The following is a 16,358-nucleotide window of genomic DNA, read 5'->3' as shown; positions in this document are numbered from 1 at the left end:
TTAATATGAAACAATATGTTGCACTCAATCACTTGCGCTTAGTAGGAAAAGGCTGGGAAATAAAACATCAGCTCCGCAAGCTTTCTGCTTCATCCTTATCAAGAACACCCATGTCCGAATATACAAATGTCATCAGCGTACGCCGTGTTCCTTTGGAAAAAACGAATTAATCATGTCACGGACGCATGCACTTAGACAAAAACCCTCCTTCCGCGATCAGCCAAAACTGAGCCGCAGGATCGAAGGGCTTTCTGTCATTTTACGGAAAGGCCAAGCAAGCTATTGCTTCTTAAGACCTCCGCTAAAACTATTGTGCTTCAGACGCTTGTTTAATAATTTCAACGACAAGCTCAGTCGTTTTCACCAAATCATCAACCTTGATCTGTTCTTTCGTCGTATGAATATGCTCATAGCCAACAGCTAGATTGACTGTAGGAATGCCTAATCCATTAAAAATATTTGCATCGCTTCCCCCGCCAGAATGGAATGTACGCGGCGTACGGCCGATTGCTGTGATTGCTTTTTTGGCGAGCTGTACTACTGGATCTGCATCATCGTATTGATAAGCAGGATAAATGATTTCACTTTCAAGCTCTCCCCGTGCACCAAACTCTTCTGCAGCACTCTCAACCGCTTTTCGCATCGCAACAATCTGATTGTCCAGCTTATGCTGTACAATGCTTCTCGCCTCAGCATACAGCGTCACAAAATCACACACAATATTTGTAGCGCCGCCGCCTTCGAATCGGCCGATATTCGCCGTTGTTTCTTTATCTATACGTCCAAGCGGCATTCTTGCAATTGCTTTTGCAGCAACTTGAATGGCACTGATCCCATCCTCAGGATTAACGCCAGCATGTGCTGAACGACCATACATTTTGATCGTAACTTTCGCTTGTGTCGGCGCTGCTACTGCTATATCACCAACGGCACCATTCGAATCAAGCGCGTATCCAAACTTAGCTTCCAGCTTCGATGCATCCAGTGAGCGTGCGCCAAGTAGACCTGATTCTTCTCCTACCGTAATGACGAATTGAATACGCCCATGCGGAATGGACTGCTCCTTAACGACACGGATTGCTTCAAAAATGGCAGAAATGCCTGCTTTATCGTCAGCGCCCAGAATCGTTGTTCCATCACTTCTTATATAACCATCAGCGTCAAGCTGCGGCTTGATGCCAACACCAGGTGTTACTGTGTCCATATGGCATGTAAAAAAAATCGTTGGTGCTGATGCTGATGCTCCCTCTGCTTCCCATATTGCAAATAGATTCCCTGCGCCATGCCCGGTCTTAGCTGCTGCATCATCTTCGCTAATTTGCAAGCCAAGCGCTTCGAACTTTTGCTTTAGCACACGGCTTATTTCCTGCTCGTGTTTTGTTTCGCTATCTATCTTCACCAATTCCATAAATTCCTTCACTAAACGATCTTTTGTAATCATTAACGTTTCCTCCGTCCATAACTTTCGTATACAATAGAGTAAATGACAAGCTCATAGCAAGCTATGACGTTCCAAATCAAGAAAGGGGTTTTTCATATGCGCAGACAGCGATTGATTCGAATTGTTGCCATCGTTCTCGTATCGGCATTAGTTTTATCATCCTTGCTAGCTGGTCTTGGATCACTATTTCTTTACTAGATCCAATTCACATCTGAATTCTTTCACAAAATGAGGGAGCAATTGGTTCGCCGCTTCCTCAACCGATAAATCAAGCCCTGTTAAATCATTAAAGGATGTTACGCCGAACTGCTGGATACCGCAAGGAATAATCCCGCTAAATCCTTCTTCGGCAATGCCAGATTTAATATTGAGAGCGAATCCATGACTCGTAATAAAGCCCCGCTGATGGCGGGCTTTATTAAATTTCACGCCTATGGCCGCTATTTTCAAATCACCGACCCATACTCCTGTATATTCCGGCTTTCTGCCCGCTTCTATACCATACTCGCTCAGCCAATTAATAATGACTTGCTCAAGGCTCCGCAAATAGGCATGCAAATTAAGACCTACTGCATCTAGATAAAGAAGTGGATAGCCGACCAGCTGGCCAGGGCCATGATAAGTAATATCCCCGCCACGGTCGATTTGATAAAAAGCGATACCACGTTCCTTAAGCTCTGCCTCATCAAGCAGAAGGTGCTCAGGATGTTTGTCAGAACCCATCGTATACGTAGGCGGATGCTGAAGAAGGAGCAGCGACTGATTGCGCTCCTCCTTATCAATTTGCTTTATATATGTTTTTTGCAGCTCCCACGCTTCCGCGTAATCGAGCATGCCAATATATTGGGCATCCAGCCGTCTCAAGCTTTTTGCGTTATCCGCTTCAGCCATGATCGTGCTCCCCTTTTCTAATACAATTTGCTTTCTAGATTAAAACTCTCTAGATTATCCTTCACACGCTGTAAGAAACGACCACAAATAACGCCGTCCAAAATCCGATGATCAAGTGACAAACATAAGTTAGCCATTGAACGAACAGCGATCATATCATTTATGACAACGGGACGCTTCACAATGGATTCAAACGTTAGAATGGCAGCCTGCGGATAGTTAATAATCGGATATGACAAAATGGAACCGAAGGAACCTGTATTGTTAACAGTAAACGTTCCGCCCTGCATATCAGACAGCGTCAGTTTACCTTCTCTCGTTTTACGAGCAAGCTCTTCAATTTCTTTCGCAAGACCGGCTACGTTTTTGTGATCAGCATTCTTGATAACAGGTGTAAGGACAGAATCCTCTGTACCAACCGCCAGTGCGATGTTGATATCCCGCTTCACAATGATTTTATCAACAGCCCACATGGAATTCATGATTGGCACATCTTTGATTGCATTAACGACAGCTTTGAGCAGGAATGCCAAATACGTTAAATTAATGCCTTCGCGCTTCATGAAATCATCCTTAAGCTTATTGCGCAGAAGAACAAGATTCGTTACATCTACTTCAATCATAGTCCATGCATGCGGTATTTCACTTACGCTTTGTCTCATGTTGCGAGCAATCGTATTCCGAATTGGCGTTACATCAATGAAGCTATCACCACGACCAGCTCCCGATGCTCCTTCCACTTCGATTTTTGGGAACCTTGGCGTTTCCGTCAAATGCAGACCAGAAGAACGAACCTGCGCAGCAGCATCTACAGTTCGGGCTGCAGGCACAGCAGCATTCCCGCTAGAGGCTTGATTGCCACCAGCTGCTACATAAGCAAGAACGTCTTTACGTGTGATACGTCCGCCTAAACCGGTTCCTGGAACATCAGTAAGACGAATAGAGTGTTCAGCTGCCAGCTGCTGTACAGCCGGTGAGAAACGATTGCGCATTGGAGCGTCTTGCAAATCTATTTCACTTACTTGTGTGGCAGTTGCCTCTTTTGGTGCAGCCGTCTGGGATTCCGCAGCCCCGATTCCGGCATCCTCAGCAGAACCTTCTGTTTCAATTATGCAGATTGGAGTGCCGACTGGAACGGTCTCCCCCTTGCCAACAAGGATACGAACAAGCTTGCCGGCTACAGTGGAAGGCAGTTCAGCATTCACTTTATCTGTAATAATCTCGCAGACAGGCTCGTAAACATCAACCCAATCGCCAGGCTGCTTCAGCCATTTATCGATGGTAGCTGATACAAGTGATTCTGCTAGTTGAGGCACGACGATTTCCGTCATAGTTTTCATAATTCACATCTCCCTACTGGCCGAGGCGTAAACGGCTACCGCCGTCCTTCGGCGGCGCAGCATACGTTTCGCGGTGACATATAAGCTTAGTACTTTAGACTTCTTATATTTTAATAAAGCGCTAGCTGTCGCATTGCTTCTTTAACTTTATCTTTGTTGAGCATAAAAAATTTCTCGCCCGGCGGGTTGATAGGCATCGCTGGCACGTCTGGTCCACATAGTCTCATAATCGGAGCATCAAGCTCATAAAGCAGCTCTTCTGCGATGATCGCTGAAACTTCTGCACCTACGCCGCCAGTCTTATTGTCCTCATGGATAATAAGCACCTTGCCTGTTTTTCTCACCGCTTCAAGAATGCCTTCTTTGTCCAGAGGCTGAAGCGTCCGTAGATCGAGAATATGAGCGCTAATGCCCTCAGTCGCTAGATCTGCTGCCGCCTGCTCCACAAAATGAAGAGGCAAACTATAACCGATAACTGTAATGTCATCGCCTTCGCGAAGAACATTCGCTTTGCCAATAGGAACAATATAGTCCTCTTCTGGAACTTCATCCATAATGAGCTTGTAGCATTTTTTATTCTCAAAAAACAATACAGGGTCCGGATCACGCACAGCTGCTTTTAGAAGCCCCTTCGCATCGTATGCACGGTATGGAGCAACAATTTTCAGACCAGGTGTACCGAAAAATACCGACTCCGTACATTGTGAATGGTACAATCCTCCAAAAACACCTCCGCCAATAGGAGCACGAATTACGAGTGGGCAAGTCCAATCATTGTTCGAGCGATAACGGATTTTGGCTGCTTCGCTAATAATTTGATTGGTAGCCGGAAACATAAAATCTGAATACTGCATTTCAGCAATGGGCTTCATGCCATACATCGCTGCACCGATTGCAACACCTGCAATGGCTGACTCTGCAAGCGGAGTATCAAGTACACGATCCTCGCCAAATTGCTCCAGCAATCCTTTGGTCGTTGTAAAGACGCCGCCTTTGAGACCAACATCCTCACCCAGAACGAAGACATCTTCGTCTCGTTCCATTTCTTCCTTCATCCCTTGGCGAATTGCATCAATATATTCAATAACTGCCATTATTCCGTACCTCCTTGATCAGCATCATCCGCATAAACGTGCAGCAATGTAGATTCCGGCGTCGGGAACGGCGCTTTATCGCCATATTCAGTAGCCTCGTCAAGCATCTTGCGAATTTTGGCTTGAAGCTCTGTTTCAAGCTCCTCGGACCATATCTCGCAATCAATCAGATATTGCTTATATTTTGGGATGCCATCTTTCGCACGGTTGGAATCAACTTCTTCCTTCGTACGATAAGCGAGATCGTTATCTGAAGTAGAGTGTGGTGAAATACGGTACATCATTGCTTCAATCAATGTTGGACCCTCGCCTGCAATTGCGCGCTCACGCGCCTCCTTCACAACACGGTACATCTCAAGTGCATCGTTACCGTCAACCTGATATCCAGGGAAGCCATAACCAAGTGCACGATCGGCAACCGTACCTGCTAATTGCTTGTGAATAGGAACTGAGATTGCATATTGGTTATTTTCGCACATGAAAATAACAGGCAGCTTATGTACTCCAGCAAAGTTGCAGCCCTCATGGAAATCGCCTTGATTGCTCGAACCTTCACCAAATGTAACAAAGCTAACAAGAGGCTTGTTTTTCATTTTTGCCGCGAGCGCTATGCCTACTGCATGAGGAACCTGCGTTGTTACTGGACTTGAGCCCGTGACGATTCGCAGTTTCTTCGAGCCAAAGTGGCCAGGCATCTGACGTCCGCCGCTATTTGGATCTTCCGCTTTGGCGAAAACCGACAGCAACAAATCACGCAGTGTCATACCAACAGAGAGCACGAAGCCATAGTCCCGATAATAAGGTAAAAAATAATCTGTTTCTCGATTAAGTGCATACGCCGCAGCAACTTGTGCTACCTCTTGTCCTACACCTGATACGTGAAAATTGATTTTCCCTGCACGCTGCAGCAGCAGCATACGCTCATCAAACTTGCGAGCAGTCACCATCGTTGCGTACATATCAATTGCTTGCTCATCGCTAAGCCCTAATTCCAAATGACGAACATTTTGCCCAGTAGAAGCAGATTGGGTCATAAGGTGTTCCTCCTTTTGCGCGCTATTATAACCTGGTACTAAGACTTGATCATATATATTATAACTCCAATTGAACCAAAAAGAAAACAGTCTTCATTAGAACGATATCGCTCTATCATCTACGGCAAGCATCGCTTCTCCCAGCGCCTCCGAAAGCGTCGGATGAGGATGGATCATTTGGCCAACTTCCCAAGGTGTTGCGTTCAGAATTCCAGCGAGTGCTGCTTCGGATATTAGATCCGTTGCATGAGCTCCAATCATATGAACACCAACAATATCGTTGGTCTTCCGATCAGCGATTACCTTGACGAATCCTTCTTTCTCTCCTAAAACAATAGCCTTGCCAATCGCTTGAAACGGAATTTTACCCGTCTTGATGTCATGCCCTTTCGCGCGTGCTCCATCCTCTGTCAAGCCGTAAGAAGCAATTTCCGGACGGGAATAGATGCACCTTGGTATCAAATGAGCCTCAATCGCAACGGGTTTCTCACCGCAAATATGCTCAGCTGCAATTATACCCTCATGCGCAGCAGCATGAGCGAGCTGAACACCGCCAATAACATCGCCAATGGCATAAATATGCGGCTCGCTCGTTTGACCGAACGCATTGACCTCGATCACACCGCCCGATGTGCGAACATCGGTATTTTCGAGACCCATGTTTTCCACATTCGCTTGGCGTCCTACGGATACCAATAGCTTTTCTGCAGTCAATATGACGTCACCGTCTTGCGTAGCTGCAACGATAGACACTTCACCGTTTTCGCCTTTGTATTGATCGGTCTGCAGTTGAACGCCAGTCAGCACACGTACACCGCGTCCACGCAGCACTCTTGTCAGCTCAGCTGAAACCTCTGTATCTTCACCAGGCAAAAGGCGGGAGCCCGCTTCTACCAAAATAACTTGAACGCCAAAATCATGCAGAAGTGAAGCCCATTCAACGCCGATAACCCCACCGCCGACAATAATAACGGATTTAGGCAGTTTGTCCATAACTAGCGCTTCATCACTGGTCATTATATATTCGCCGTCTGGTGTTAAACCTGGCAATGTACGAGGACGAGATCCTGTAGCAATAATGAGATTAGTGGATACAACCGATTCCATTTCCCCATCAGGCAGCTCTACGGCCAATGAGCCACTTTTTGGAGAGAAGATTGAAGGACCAATGACTCTGCCCTTGCCTTGAATAATTTGAATGCCATTCTTTTTCATTAGGCTTTGAAGTCCACGATAGAGCTGCTCTACGGTTTGATCCTTACGTTCTTGTACTTTGCCATAGTTGAGCGATATCGCCCCATCTGCCACTTGGATGCCAAATGAGCTTGCTTCAAGCAGCGTTGAATATACCTCAGCGCTCCGGAGCAGCGATTTACTCGGAATACATCCTTTATGTAGGCATGTGCCGCCAAGCTTGTCCATTTCGATAATGGCAACCGATTTTCCTAGTTGTGCAGCACGAATGGCTGCTGTATAACCGCCAGGCCCGCCTCCGAGCACTGCTACATCTACCTGTATAGCCATAAAATCATTCCCTTCTAATAACCATAACTATATACTTTTTTTGCCTATTCATATAAATCTCTAAGATGCCCATTCGCATTGTAACATGTCATCCATCCATATTGTACCTGTTTTTAATGACGAAAACATCGTCGTTTTACGAAATAGACACTCTACACGTAAAAAGGTATGATAGAGCTAACTGTATATTTTGACCGATAAGGAGACACTGTATTTATGAAATTAGTTGCTGCTCGCTTTATTGCTATCCTCATGCTCGTTATTCCAGGCTTACTTGCTTGCTTCGGTTTTCTGAAAATGAAAGATTCGGTATTCGTGTATTTCTCTGAATTCGGAAATGAAACCATTACGCCAGATTTTGAATGGCTCAAATTTTTACTTGGCTTTATCATGTTCGCTGCAGGTGCAGGTTTTATCGCGGGCTGGACTTTTTTTCGCGACCGCAAACGGAACTACGTTGCTCCTAGGTTCAAGCAGAAACGTCCTCGTCCGCCAAAGCCACAAAGCTAGTTTTATACAACAATCATAATTAAAACCGCTCATGTTCGGATCGTTTTGATCCTAGCTTGGCGGTTTTTTTTATGATGAATTTTAAAAAAAACTAGGTATAATCCACGTAATCAAGCATTTGCGCATACGCTTTTGGAACCATATACGAAGCTGCCAGCTCCGTCTTATCAGACATAAGAAACATTCTAACGAGTGAGCTGCTCGTTTGCATGTAATGCGTGTATGGAGATAAATAAATCGTATCCGCCAACGTAGTATTACGAATATATTGCTCAAGCTGCAGTTCATATTCTAGGTCAGTTGCATTTCTAATTCCCCGTATGACTACGTTAATATCATGCTCATTTATATAGTCAGCCACAATGCCTTCATAAGGAATAATATGGATTTTATCATCCTTTGGCACAGATAAAGCGACAAGCTCCGTACGCTGCTCTATCGTAAAATGATGTTTTTTTGATCGATTATTGGCGACTATAATATGAACCTCACTAAATAATTGAAAGGCTCTCTCTATAACGGACACATGCCCAAGTGTAATCGGGTCAAAACTTCCTGCGTAGACGGCTCTCATCCTGTCACCTCTCCTTGGATATTTTACATAGCGATGATGCTTTCCAAAAAAAATTACAATTGTCCGCATTTCAATTTATGATCTCATCATACAACAACACTATTATGAAATTAACCAAAAGAAAAGAGGTGCAATCATGAAAATAGTATTCGATGTTACCGTAGATGGAAAAGTAAAAGAGACAATCCAGCCACAAACGCAGCGCCTAAAAGAAATTCATAGCTTTATAAAAGCAGAATCGCATGGTTTAATCAAGAAATATGGCAGCAACGTTTATTTAAACCGCAGAGTTGTTTACAACTGAGGCATCCTTGATGGCCTTTTTTTTTGAAAAAAAATCCATTTTATATTCAATTTCCAACTCCTCCAACCTCGATACCTACTTAACACACATCCATGTCTGTTTTTGATTAATCAGATCAATTGTAGGACATCCTCAGCATATAGAAAACTTTTCACCATTCTCTAACAAACATTTTGAATCATCAAATTCGACCATGTGCTGCATTCCCTTCCGTTAGGGCTAATTTGTTTGCACTTCTAAGGGATGGTACACTACTTGGATATGTTTAAATAAATGGAGGTTGTCACCTATGAGTCGACGGAAATTGCATGACAGACTCAAGTTAAAAAAAATCGAAACCCAGCATGGCGAGCAGTTCAACAATTTATTGCGCTATGTTTTTCAAGTGACCAATCGCGATTTACAAACCTTCGGCTGGGAGAACAGAGAGATAGCAAAAGCAAAGCTTCCCGTACTTCAGTATGCCGATGTTCAAGGGTGGTTTGATGGCGATAAACTTATATCTCAGCTTGCTGTATATCCCTTTCAGGTAAACATCTACGGACATATTTATGAAATGGGTGGACTGACAGGTGTCGGAACCTATCCCGAATATGCCAATTTGGGCTTGATGAATAAGCTCATGCTGCTTGCCTTAAGCAAAATGCGTGAGCGGAAACAATCGATCTCTTACTTATACCCCTACTCAATTCCTTATTACAGACGTAAAGGCTGGGAGATCATTTCCGATAAAATTTCTTTTGAGGTTCCGGACACTCAGCTGCCTAAGCTGAAAAACGTGCCTGGTCATGTTGAACGTGTAACCATTGAACATCCGGACATCAAAACAATATATGAGCAATTTGCCCGCTTGCACCATGGTGCTATGCTGCGAAACGAGCTTGCTTGGGAAGAGTATTTGCGCTGGGATTTAGATGATATGACCGTAGCGATCTATTACGACAATAACGACTCACCTATGGGGTATTTGCTGTATTGGATTGCCGAAGAGATCTTTCACATGAAAGAAATGATCTATATTAACGAAGAGGCACGCACTGGATTATGGAACTTTGTCAGTGCCCATTTCTCAATGATTACGCTTGTAAAAGGGGATATCTATCAGGATGAGCCTCTTGCATTCATATTGGACGATGGGGATATTAAAGAAACCATTGCTCCTTATTACATGGCACGAATTGTAGATATCGTATTGTTCATCGAGCAGTATCCATTTGAAAAGCAAGAAAAGGAAAGCCGACTCGTTATCAATCTCCATGATCCTATGCTTGAATGGAATCAAGGAACCTTCACCCTAACGGTAGACACAAACGGAAAAGGCCATATGACCCATGGCGGCATCGCACCATCGGTAGTTATCGACATTCCCGCTTTAACGACGATGTTAATGGGTTACAAGCGGCCAACCTATCTTGCACGTATTGGCCGTATGCAAGCCGATGACGCATCCATTCGAAAACTGGAGCAATTGATTAATCAGGAGCGTCCGTATTTCTCTGATTATTTCTGAGAACAGGGTTAGTGATTTTAAATAAGCACCTATTTTCCTGAGGAGATGAGGTGCTTATTTTTCTTTTCCTTTTATCCGTTATGATAACTTTTTATGTGATACGACGTACGATGCAGCATCAATTACCAACCGTAACGAACCCCATAACTTTAATTGGCTTCATTTCTTAATAAATAAAATGTAACGAACTCTAGTTACCTTATTTCTTTTATTTGGTCTCTTTTATTGATCAAAAGTGACTAATAGCGTTGCTATGATTCGTTAAAATCTTTAAACATCTATTTCCGTAAACATAAGCTCTTTACGGTTCGTTAGAATCTTCATGAGGAGAAATCTGATAGATTGAGCCTTACTCACACAATAAATCCTTATTACTTCGTCATTCTACCAACATGCTCAAAAATAGTTAACTAAAACCTTTATAAATATTTACGTATAATCTCCTTAACTGCATAACTCACATCATGTTCTATTTAGCTTTTTAAAATAACCCCTTAATATAAGATCATTCTTTAATACTCCAAATTTTTAATATAATAACAATTTAATATTTATTATAAATTTTGTCATGTAGCCCCACAAAAAAATCCACTCCTCTTATGGGCTTTAAAGCCCAATAAAGCAGTGGATTCAAATCATATCGAATTTAAGATGACCTAGTTGAAACGTATGAAGTCACACAATAACTAGATTACGGATAGTTATTAAAAACGAGTTTTCCTTTAACGATTCTCCCTTCTACGTTCAGCTAACTTTATGCTCAATCCTCAGCTTATCAGCCACCATCGCGATGAACTCGCTATTAGTAGGCTTTGATTTGCTGATGTTGATCGTATAGCCAAACAGGTGAGAAATGCTGTCGATGTTGCCACGAGTCCAAGCCACTTCAATGGCATGGCGGATAGCGCGTTCAACGCGAGATGGCGTTGTTTTAAATTTTTCAGCAATGGCAGGATAAAGAGTTTTTGTGATGGCACCAAGAATTTCGATATTGTTATAAACCATCGTAATCGCTTCACGCAAGTACTGGTAACCTTTAATATGAGCAGGTACTCCGATTTCATGAATGATGCTCGTAATGTTGGCATCGAGGTTTTTCCCTTTAGGGATAGGAACGACGTTGGATTTCATTGAAGAGGAGCTAGTTGTGAAGCTGCCCGTTGAAGAGTAAGTTGGGTTCCCAACAAGCTGACGAATACGATTAGCTAAAATATCCATGTCAAACGGCTTCAAAATATAATAGGAAGCACCAAGCTGTACCGCTTTTTGAGTAATGTTCTCTTGGCCGAAAGCAGTCAGCATAATGATCTTGGGCATAGGAGATAGGTTAATTTCTTTCAACCGTTCAAGTACACCTAGTCCATCCAAATGAGGCATAATAATATCAAGGATAAGCACATCAGGAACTTTTCTTGCTTCCTCCAGATGTCTTAAAACCTCTTCTCCATTATACGCGACTCCACTCACACTCATATCACTTTGTTCGGATATGTATTCCGATAACAAGTTAGTAAATTCCCGGTTGTCATCTGCTAATAATACTTCGATCTTATGCAAGTTGTGGTCCTCCCTTAAATGATATTCATGATTTCGCTCACTAGTTGTCTAATCTAAAGTTTTCGACATGTGGAGTTCAATTCCTTCTGTCGAAAATTATTTTTCTTTATTTTTTTACGGGGATTCGATATAATAAAAAATTTATTACATGTACCGATGATGTTCGTTCTTCTTCGACAAATTTCATTGCTCATTTACCTATTGACGCGGTTTTTAGATAAATGGATTTAATTAAAAATAACGCCCGTCTAAGCTGCTATTCAGCTCAAGAGGGCGTTATTTTCTAATAGCAAGCCATTATGCAGCTTCGCCGATATGTCCGTTTGCCGACTTCAGCAGTACTCCTGCATCCTGCAGCATCCATTCGATAAAGCAGCCATATCCTGAAGAGGGATCATTAACGAATACATGAGTGACAGCTCCAACTAATTTGCCATCTTGAATGATCGGACTACCCGACATCCCTTGAACAATACCACCGGTTTTGCTTAACAATCTTTTGTCCGTTATCTTAATAACCAAACCTTTTGTCGCTGGACCAGATTGCTTTGATACATGCACAATTTCAATATCAAAGCGCTCAACCTTCTGTCCATTCACAACAGTCAAAATTTGCGCTGGCCCTTCCTTAACATCTTCAGCAAATGCGACAGGAACAGATTTATCACTGTAACTGTGAGTAGGAACTTCATTCATTTTGCCGAAAATGCCAAACGGAGTGTTTCGCTCAACATTGCCTAATATTTTGCTTTCTTTCACAAAATGCGCTCTTTTTTCTCCCGGCTCGCCATTTTGGCTTTTGTTAATGGACGTAACGCTGGACTGTAAAATCTGGCCTTCGCCAACATCAATCGGAGTTTGTGTGTCCATATCCGTGATAACATGGCCTAATGCACCATAAACACCCTGATCTGGTGCATAAAACGTTAATGTACCTACGCCGGCTGCTGAATCACGGATATATAAACCTAATCGCCATGCCTTATCTTCCGCATCATAAACTGGATTTAAAAGCGTCTTGCCTAATTGCCCATCTCGCTTATAGGTTACTTCAAGCGGCTTCTTCTCATTGCCAGCCTTCTCACTTAGCTCCGCAATCCTGTTTACTTGATTAATGCTTGTACCATCAATCTTCACAATTAAATCGCCTAAACGCAGTCCTGCGGCCTCACCAGGGGATTGTTTCATGCCGTTGCTGCCAGCTACCTGATGATGTCCTACAACTAAAATGCCCGATGATTTAACTTTGACTCCAATCGTTTGACCGCCTGGAATGACACGGAGATCAGGTACAACATTAACCTTTACAGTCTTGAATGGAATTTTACCAAATAATTTCACTTTCATTTTCGTTTGACCGCTTTGACTCGACTGCAGTGACAGTGGTTCATTCAAATTTACGGATAAAGAATGACTGGTTGATCCGTTAATCTGAAGCATTTGAGGGTCGACCGTTACTTCAGCATGAACGGGCACTCCATATTGTAAACGTTTCAGTTGCCCGGAGAATAAACGAAGTTCATTCGGGATTGCGGCAAAATGTTGAAACGGGGTGGAGCTTCCGATCATGCAAATGAAGAAAACGAGAACCAGGCCAAACCATCGCTTCCTTTGACTGGAGTTCAATGATTTCACGCTCCCTGTATTTCCATCGCATGACGAAGAAGGATAAGTCGCCAATGGCGTACCTTTAAGTTACCCTCACCCGTTCGTTTTATGTCCACAAAAACATTCCCTAATTGGCTTCCATTACGCTCCTTTCTGTCTATGTGCCAAATCAAGCATTTCTTGTGCATGATTCCGTGTTTTTTCCGTTACTTCCACTCCGCCAAGCATGCGTGCTAGTTCTTCGATACGTACCGCTTCAAGCAGTTCCGATACAGATGTAGATGTACGCGAACCAATGACTTGTTTTCTTATTTCATAATGATGATCTGCCATGCAAGCAACCTGAGGCAAATGCGTTATAGAGAATACTTGGCACTTCGATGCAAGCTGTGACATTTTCTCTGCGATAGCCTGAGCAGCACGTCCGCTGACGCCTGTATCGACCTCATCAAAAATAAGTACAGGAACTTGATCAATTTCTGCGAAAATGCTCTTAAGGGCGAGCATAATACGCGACATTTCTCCCCCAGAAGCAATCTTGCTTAACTGCTTCAACGGCTCTCCTGGGTTAGTAGAGAGCATAAAGATCGCTTCATCCATACCATTGCTATGCAAGCGAATCTGCTTTGTTTCACCCGCTCCTCCGACTGTCGTATCGATTTGCACACGAAACTTAGCCGCTGGCATTTGAAGCTGTCCTAGCTCATTCTCAATCGCTTCAGACAGCTTTGTCGCTGCATGCTCCCGAAGCTGTGACAATTCCTGTGCCAAAATCAGCGCTTGATCATAAAGCTTCATTTCCTCTGCTTTAAGCTCTTCAAGAAGTTGATCACGGTTCTCGATCTTGTCACGATCCACAATTGTCCTCTCTAAATAAGCAAGTATATCGGGTATTGTTTCCCCGTATTTGCGCTTCATACTATTTATTAAATCAAGCCTGTCTTCAACCTGCGAGAGCTGATCAGGATCAGACTCAATTCCATCTCGATAATCACGAAGCTGGAAAGCAGCATCTTCAGCTTGATAAAAGGCAGATTGAAGCTGTTCAAGTAGTGGATTTAATTTCGCTGCGTCATAAGTTTGAATATCTATCAGCTTAGCTACTGCCTTGCTAACCATATCAAGCCCTTTGCCTCCATACAAAAGCGAATAGGCCTCCGATACGGCGTCCATTCTCTTCCCTGCATACAATAGCTTGCGCCTCTGCTCTGTTAGAAGCTCATCTTCCAATGGCTTAAGCTGCGCATTCGATATTTCTTCAATTTGAAAACGATATAAATCAAGCATTTGCACATTGTGTCTAGTCGAATTTTCCAGCTCGCGTAATGATGCCCTTGCCTGCTGAAGCTGCGAAAATATGGTCCGATATATTTGCTTCCGTTCAATTAGCAAATCTCCAGCGAATAGATCTAGCCACTCTAAATGCTGTTCTGTTCGAAGGAGTGATTGATGCTCATGCTGACCATGAATATTGACAAGGCATTCGCCAATTTCCCTTAGCATGGTCATTGTAACGAGCTGGCCATTCACACGGCTGCTGCTCTTACCATTTGCAGACAGCTCTCTTCTTATTACTAACATCTCATCACAGGATGCATGTACACCAAGCTTGTTCAGAACGACCCATACAGGATGATTTCGTGGAAGGTCAAATAAAGCTTCCATTTCAGCTTTATCACAACCATACCGTACCATGTCTGCGGAGCCTCTACCGCCGACCAGCAAGCTTAGCGCATCAATAAGAATCGATTTACCTGCTCCTGTCTCTCCTGTCAATACATGAAATCCATGATGAAATGTAACGTTTACTTCTTCAATTACCGCTAAATTCCTTATCGACAACTCACGCAGCATGGCTCTGACATCCTCCTTAGTTCAATAGCTCAAGTAATCGTTCTACTACTTCATTGCTTTGCTTCTTGGTTCTGCAAATCATCAAGATCGTATCGTCTCCGCAGATAGTACCCATTACTTCAGTCCACTCCATATTATCAACCAATGCACAAATGGTATTTGCTGTCCCTGGCAAACATTTCATAACAACAAGATTATCTGTAAAGTCAATATGTACAAAATGGTCAAGCAAAGCCCGCTTAAGCTTATGAATAGGATTTTGTTTCTGATGCTCTTGCGGAATGGAATACTTATATTTGCCTTCACCTGCAGGCACTTTAATTAGCATTAATTCCTTCATATCGCGTGATACGGTCGCTTGCGTTACTTGCATACCTGTCGTACGAAGCGCTTCTACAAGCTCCTCTTGTGTTTCAATCACACTATTGCTAATAATTTCTTTGATTCGATATTGACGAAGCCCCTTCATAAAAAACCTCCATGAGTTATTGGTCTGCGATGTGAAACGTGACTTTGCGAATCAACTTCTCCCTTGCATCCACGAATAAAATTCCGTCGCATTCGGGCAAAAGCAGCGAATACACAAGCAAACGATCTCTTACACAGCTCGGCGACCAGTCAATTGGCATCCGGTCACGAGCAGTTTTCACTATATACGTGCAATTATTCATTTCCGCAATATAATCAATGTATAACCGACTTCCCTTTCCAAGCGGCACATCATCAAGCTTGATTGGAATCGGAACTAAATGTTTTCCTGAAGTTACTTCGTACCCAGCTTGCTCCAGCAACAATATATTTTCATCATCTACTGAAAGAGTACCACCCTTGCCGAGTGTGAGCCGACTAACACTTGCAGGCTCATGCAGCCAGCGGTGAAACACTCTGAACAGCCACAATACGAACAAACATCCAGCGACCAGCATGATCGCCCAATCACCATAGGTTCCCATCAGCATCCCCCATTCGCAAATGGATTGTATACTTATTCGTTCGCTATGCTGGGGGCATTTTCCTGTTTATGTCGATTGCCGAACGTTTGTTTGCTTTTCTATAGTTTAACAAATGGAGCACTATGCTGTAAAGTAAAAAAGATGCCGGCAGTTATGACTCTGCC

General features: G+C 43.2%; 17 protein-coding genes. 5 read left to right on the top strand and 12 right to left on the bottom strand.

Annotated features, from left to right (window positions below):
- The first annotated feature begins 5 nt into the window (after positions 1–5).
- On the top strand, positions 6–170 hold the full coding sequence (gene mciZ, locus AC1DOV_RS24565; RefSeq protein ID WP_339203333.1) for a Z-ring formation inhibitor MciZ: 165 nt from the start codon (positions 6–8) through the stop codon (positions 168–170).
- 137 nt (positions 171–307) lie between these two features.
- Here mciZ and AC1DOV_RS24560 read toward each other — a convergent pair whose 3' ends face one another.
- Positions 308–1,441 carry a M20/M25/M40 family metallo-hydrolase gene (locus AC1DOV_RS24560; protein ID WP_477551291.1) on the bottom strand — a complete coding sequence of 378 codons (1,134 nt, stop codon included), beginning with the start codon at positions 1,439–1,441 and terminating at the stop codon, positions 308–310.
- A 96-nt stretch (positions 1,442–1,537) separates the two neighbouring features.
- On the opposite strand from AC1DOV_RS24560, the gene prli42 reads away from it, so the two are divergent.
- The gene (gene prli42, locus AC1DOV_RS24555; RefSeq protein ID WP_161807522.1) at positions 1,538–1,639 is read left to right on the top strand and encodes a stressosome-associated protein Prli42; all 102 of its coding nucleotides are present in this window, start codon (positions 1,538–1,540) and stop codon (positions 1,637–1,639) included.
- On the opposite strand, the gene lipB is transcribed toward prli42, so the two are convergent.
- The 5 genes from lipB to lpdA all read right to left on the bottom strand — a co-directional run bounded on the left by lipB (position 1,625) and on the right by lpdA (position 7,324).
- Positions 1,625–2,332, bottom strand: a complete 708-nt coding sequence (lipB, locus tag AC1DOV_RS24550; RefSeq protein WP_339203337.1) for a lipoyl(octanoyl) transferase LipB — start codon at positions 2,330–2,332, stop codon at positions 1,625–1,627. The genes prli42 and lipB overlap by 15 nt on opposite strands.
- Positions 2,333–2,349: 17 nt before the next feature.
- Positions 2,350–3,672, bottom strand: a complete 1,323-nt coding sequence (locus AC1DOV_RS24545; protein ID WP_477510523.1) for a dihydrolipoamide acetyltransferase family protein — start codon at positions 3,670–3,672, stop codon at positions 2,350–2,352.
- Positions 3,673–3,782: 110 nt separating this feature from the next.
- Entirely contained in the window at positions 3,783–4,766 is a 984-nt protein-coding gene (locus AC1DOV_RS24540) for an alpha-ketoacid dehydrogenase subunit beta (protein WP_076267031.1), read from the bottom strand.
- Positions 4,766–5,800, bottom strand: a complete 1,035-nt coding sequence (locus AC1DOV_RS24535; RefSeq protein WP_430057921.1) for a thiamine pyrophosphate-dependent dehydrogenase E1 component subunit alpha — start codon at positions 5,798–5,800, stop codon at positions 4,766–4,768. Before AC1DOV_RS24535 ends, AC1DOV_RS24540 begins: the two co-directional genes overlap by 1 nt.
- Positions 5,801–5,896: 96 nt before the next feature.
- The gene (gene lpdA / locus AC1DOV_RS24530; RefSeq protein ID WP_430057922.1) at positions 5,897–7,324 is read right to left on the bottom strand and encodes a dihydrolipoyl dehydrogenase; all 1,428 of its coding nucleotides are present in this window, start codon (positions 7,322–7,324) and stop codon (positions 5,897–5,899) included.
- Positions 7,325–7,540: 216 nt separating this feature from the next.
- Here lpdA and AC1DOV_RS24525 point away from each other — a divergent pair, with 216 nt between their 5' ends.
- A complete protein-coding gene (locus AC1DOV_RS24525) occupies positions 7,541–7,834 on the top strand; it encodes a DUF2627 domain-containing protein (RefSeq protein ID WP_054024305.1) in 294 nt (97 codons plus the stop codon).
- Positions 7,835–7,925: 91 nt separating this feature from the next.
- On the opposite strand, the gene coaD is transcribed toward AC1DOV_RS24525, so the two are convergent.
- Entirely contained in the window at positions 7,926–8,408 is a 483-nt protein-coding gene (gene coaD / locus AC1DOV_RS24520) for a pantetheine-phosphate adenylyltransferase (RefSeq protein WP_076267027.1), read from the bottom strand.
- A 136-nt stretch (positions 8,409–8,544) separates the two neighbouring features.
- Here coaD and AC1DOV_RS24515 point away from each other — a divergent pair, with 136 nt between their 5' ends.
- On the top strand, positions 8,545–8,712 hold the full coding sequence (locus tag AC1DOV_RS24515) for a mechanosensitive ion channel protein MscL (RefSeq protein WP_144376707.1): 168 nt from the start codon (positions 8,545–8,547) through the stop codon (positions 8,710–8,712).
- 289 nt (positions 8,713–9,001) lie between these two features.
- Complete coding sequence (locus AC1DOV_RS24510; protein WP_076267026.1) at positions 9,002–10,222, top strand: GNAT family N-acetyltransferase; 1,221 nt, start codon at positions 9,002–9,004, stop codon at positions 10,220–10,222.
- Positions 10,223–10,966: 744 nt separating this feature from the next.
- Here AC1DOV_RS24510 and spo0A read toward each other — a convergent pair.
- The 5 genes from spo0A to AC1DOV_RS24485 form a co-directional block, all read right to left on the bottom strand.
- Positions 10,967–11,779 (bottom strand): sporulation transcription factor Spo0A, encoded by an 813-nt coding sequence (spo0A, locus tag AC1DOV_RS24505; RefSeq protein WP_076266965.1) that lies wholly within the window; start codon positions 11,777–11,779, stop codon positions 10,967–10,969.
- Positions 11,780–12,076: 297 nt separating this feature from the next.
- Complete coding sequence (gene spoIVB / locus AC1DOV_RS24500) at positions 12,077–13,405, bottom strand: SpoIVB peptidase (RefSeq protein WP_477510521.1); 1,329 nt, start codon at positions 13,403–13,405, stop codon at positions 12,077–12,079.
- A gap of 123 nt (positions 13,406–13,528) precedes the next feature.
- Complete coding sequence (gene recN, locus AC1DOV_RS24495; RefSeq protein WP_441883314.1) at positions 13,529–15,241, bottom strand: DNA repair protein RecN; 1,713 nt, start codon at positions 15,239–15,241, stop codon at positions 13,529–13,531.
- A gap of 16 nt (positions 15,242–15,257) precedes the next feature.
- Entirely contained in the window at positions 15,258–15,710 is a 453-nt protein-coding gene (gene ahrC / locus AC1DOV_RS24490; protein ID WP_076266962.1) for a transcriptional regulator AhrC/ArgR, read from the bottom strand.
- 16 nt (positions 15,711–15,726) lie between these two features.
- Complete coding sequence (locus AC1DOV_RS24485; RefSeq protein ID WP_477551290.1) at positions 15,727–16,194, bottom strand: hypothetical protein; 468 nt, start codon at positions 16,192–16,194, stop codon at positions 15,727–15,729.
- Positions 16,195–16,358 lie beyond the last annotated feature (164 nt).

The organism is Paenibacillus sp. 01T47 (assembly GCF_056398245.1).
Note: the sequence above shows the minus strand (reverse complement) of the source record. Positions and strands in the feature narration are given on the sequence as shown.

Excerpts from the sequence above, each read along its gene's own strand:
- AC1DOV_RS24540 (WP_076267031.1), bottom strand. The coding sequence starts at position 4,766 with ATGGCAGTTATTGAATATATTGATGCAATTCGCCAAGGGATGAAGGAA.
- AC1DOV_RS24515 (WP_144376707.1), top strand. The coding sequence starts at position 8,545 with ATGAAAATAGTATTCGATGTTACCGTAGATGGAAAAGTAAAAGAGACA.
- lpdA (WP_430057922.1), bottom strand. The coding sequence starts at position 7,324 with ATGGCTATACAGGTAGATGTAGCAGTGCTCGGAGGCGGGCCTGGCGGT.
- AC1DOV_RS24560 (WP_477551291.1), bottom strand. The coding sequence starts at position 1,441 with ATGATTACAAAAGATCGTTTAGTGAAGGAATTTATGGAATTGGTGAAG.
- mciZ (WP_339203333.1), top strand. The coding sequence starts at position 6 with ATGAAACAATATGTTGCACTCAATCACTTGCGCTTAGTAGGAAAAGGC.
- prli42 (WP_161807522.1), top strand. The coding sequence starts at position 1,538 with ATGCGCAGACAGCGATTGATTCGAATTGTTGCCATCGTTCTCGTATCG.
- coaD (WP_076267027.1), bottom strand. The coding sequence starts at position 8,408 with ATGAGAGCCGTCTACGCAGGAAGTTTTGACCCGATTACACTTGGGCAT.
- recN (WP_441883314.1), bottom strand. The coding sequence starts at position 15,241 with ATGCTGCGTGAGTTGTCGATAAGGAATTTAGCGGTAATTGAAGAAGTA.
- AC1DOV_RS24485 (WP_477551290.1), bottom strand. The coding sequence starts at position 16,194 with ATGGGAACCTATGGTGATTGGGCGATCATGCTGGTCGCTGGATGTTTG.
- AC1DOV_RS24525 (WP_054024305.1), top strand. The coding sequence starts at position 7,541 with ATGAAATTAGTTGCTGCTCGCTTTATTGCTATCCTCATGCTCGTTATT.
- ahrC (WP_076266962.1), bottom strand. The coding sequence starts at position 15,710 with ATGAAGGGGCTTCGTCAATATCGAATCAAAGAAATTATTAGCAATAGT.
- lipB (WP_339203337.1), bottom strand. The coding sequence starts at position 2,332 with ATGGCTGAAGCGGATAACGCAAAAAGCTTGAGACGGCTGGATGCCCAA.
- AC1DOV_RS24535 (WP_430057921.1), bottom strand. The coding sequence starts at position 5,800 with ATGACCCAATCTGCTTCTACTGGGCAAAATGTTCGTCATTTGGAATTA.
- AC1DOV_RS24510 (WP_076267026.1), top strand. The coding sequence starts at position 9,002 with ATGAGTCGACGGAAATTGCATGACAGACTCAAGTTAAAAAAAATCGAA.
- AC1DOV_RS24545 (WP_477510523.1), bottom strand. The coding sequence starts at position 3,672 with ATGAAAACTATGACGGAAATCGTCGTGCCTCAACTAGCAGAATCACTT.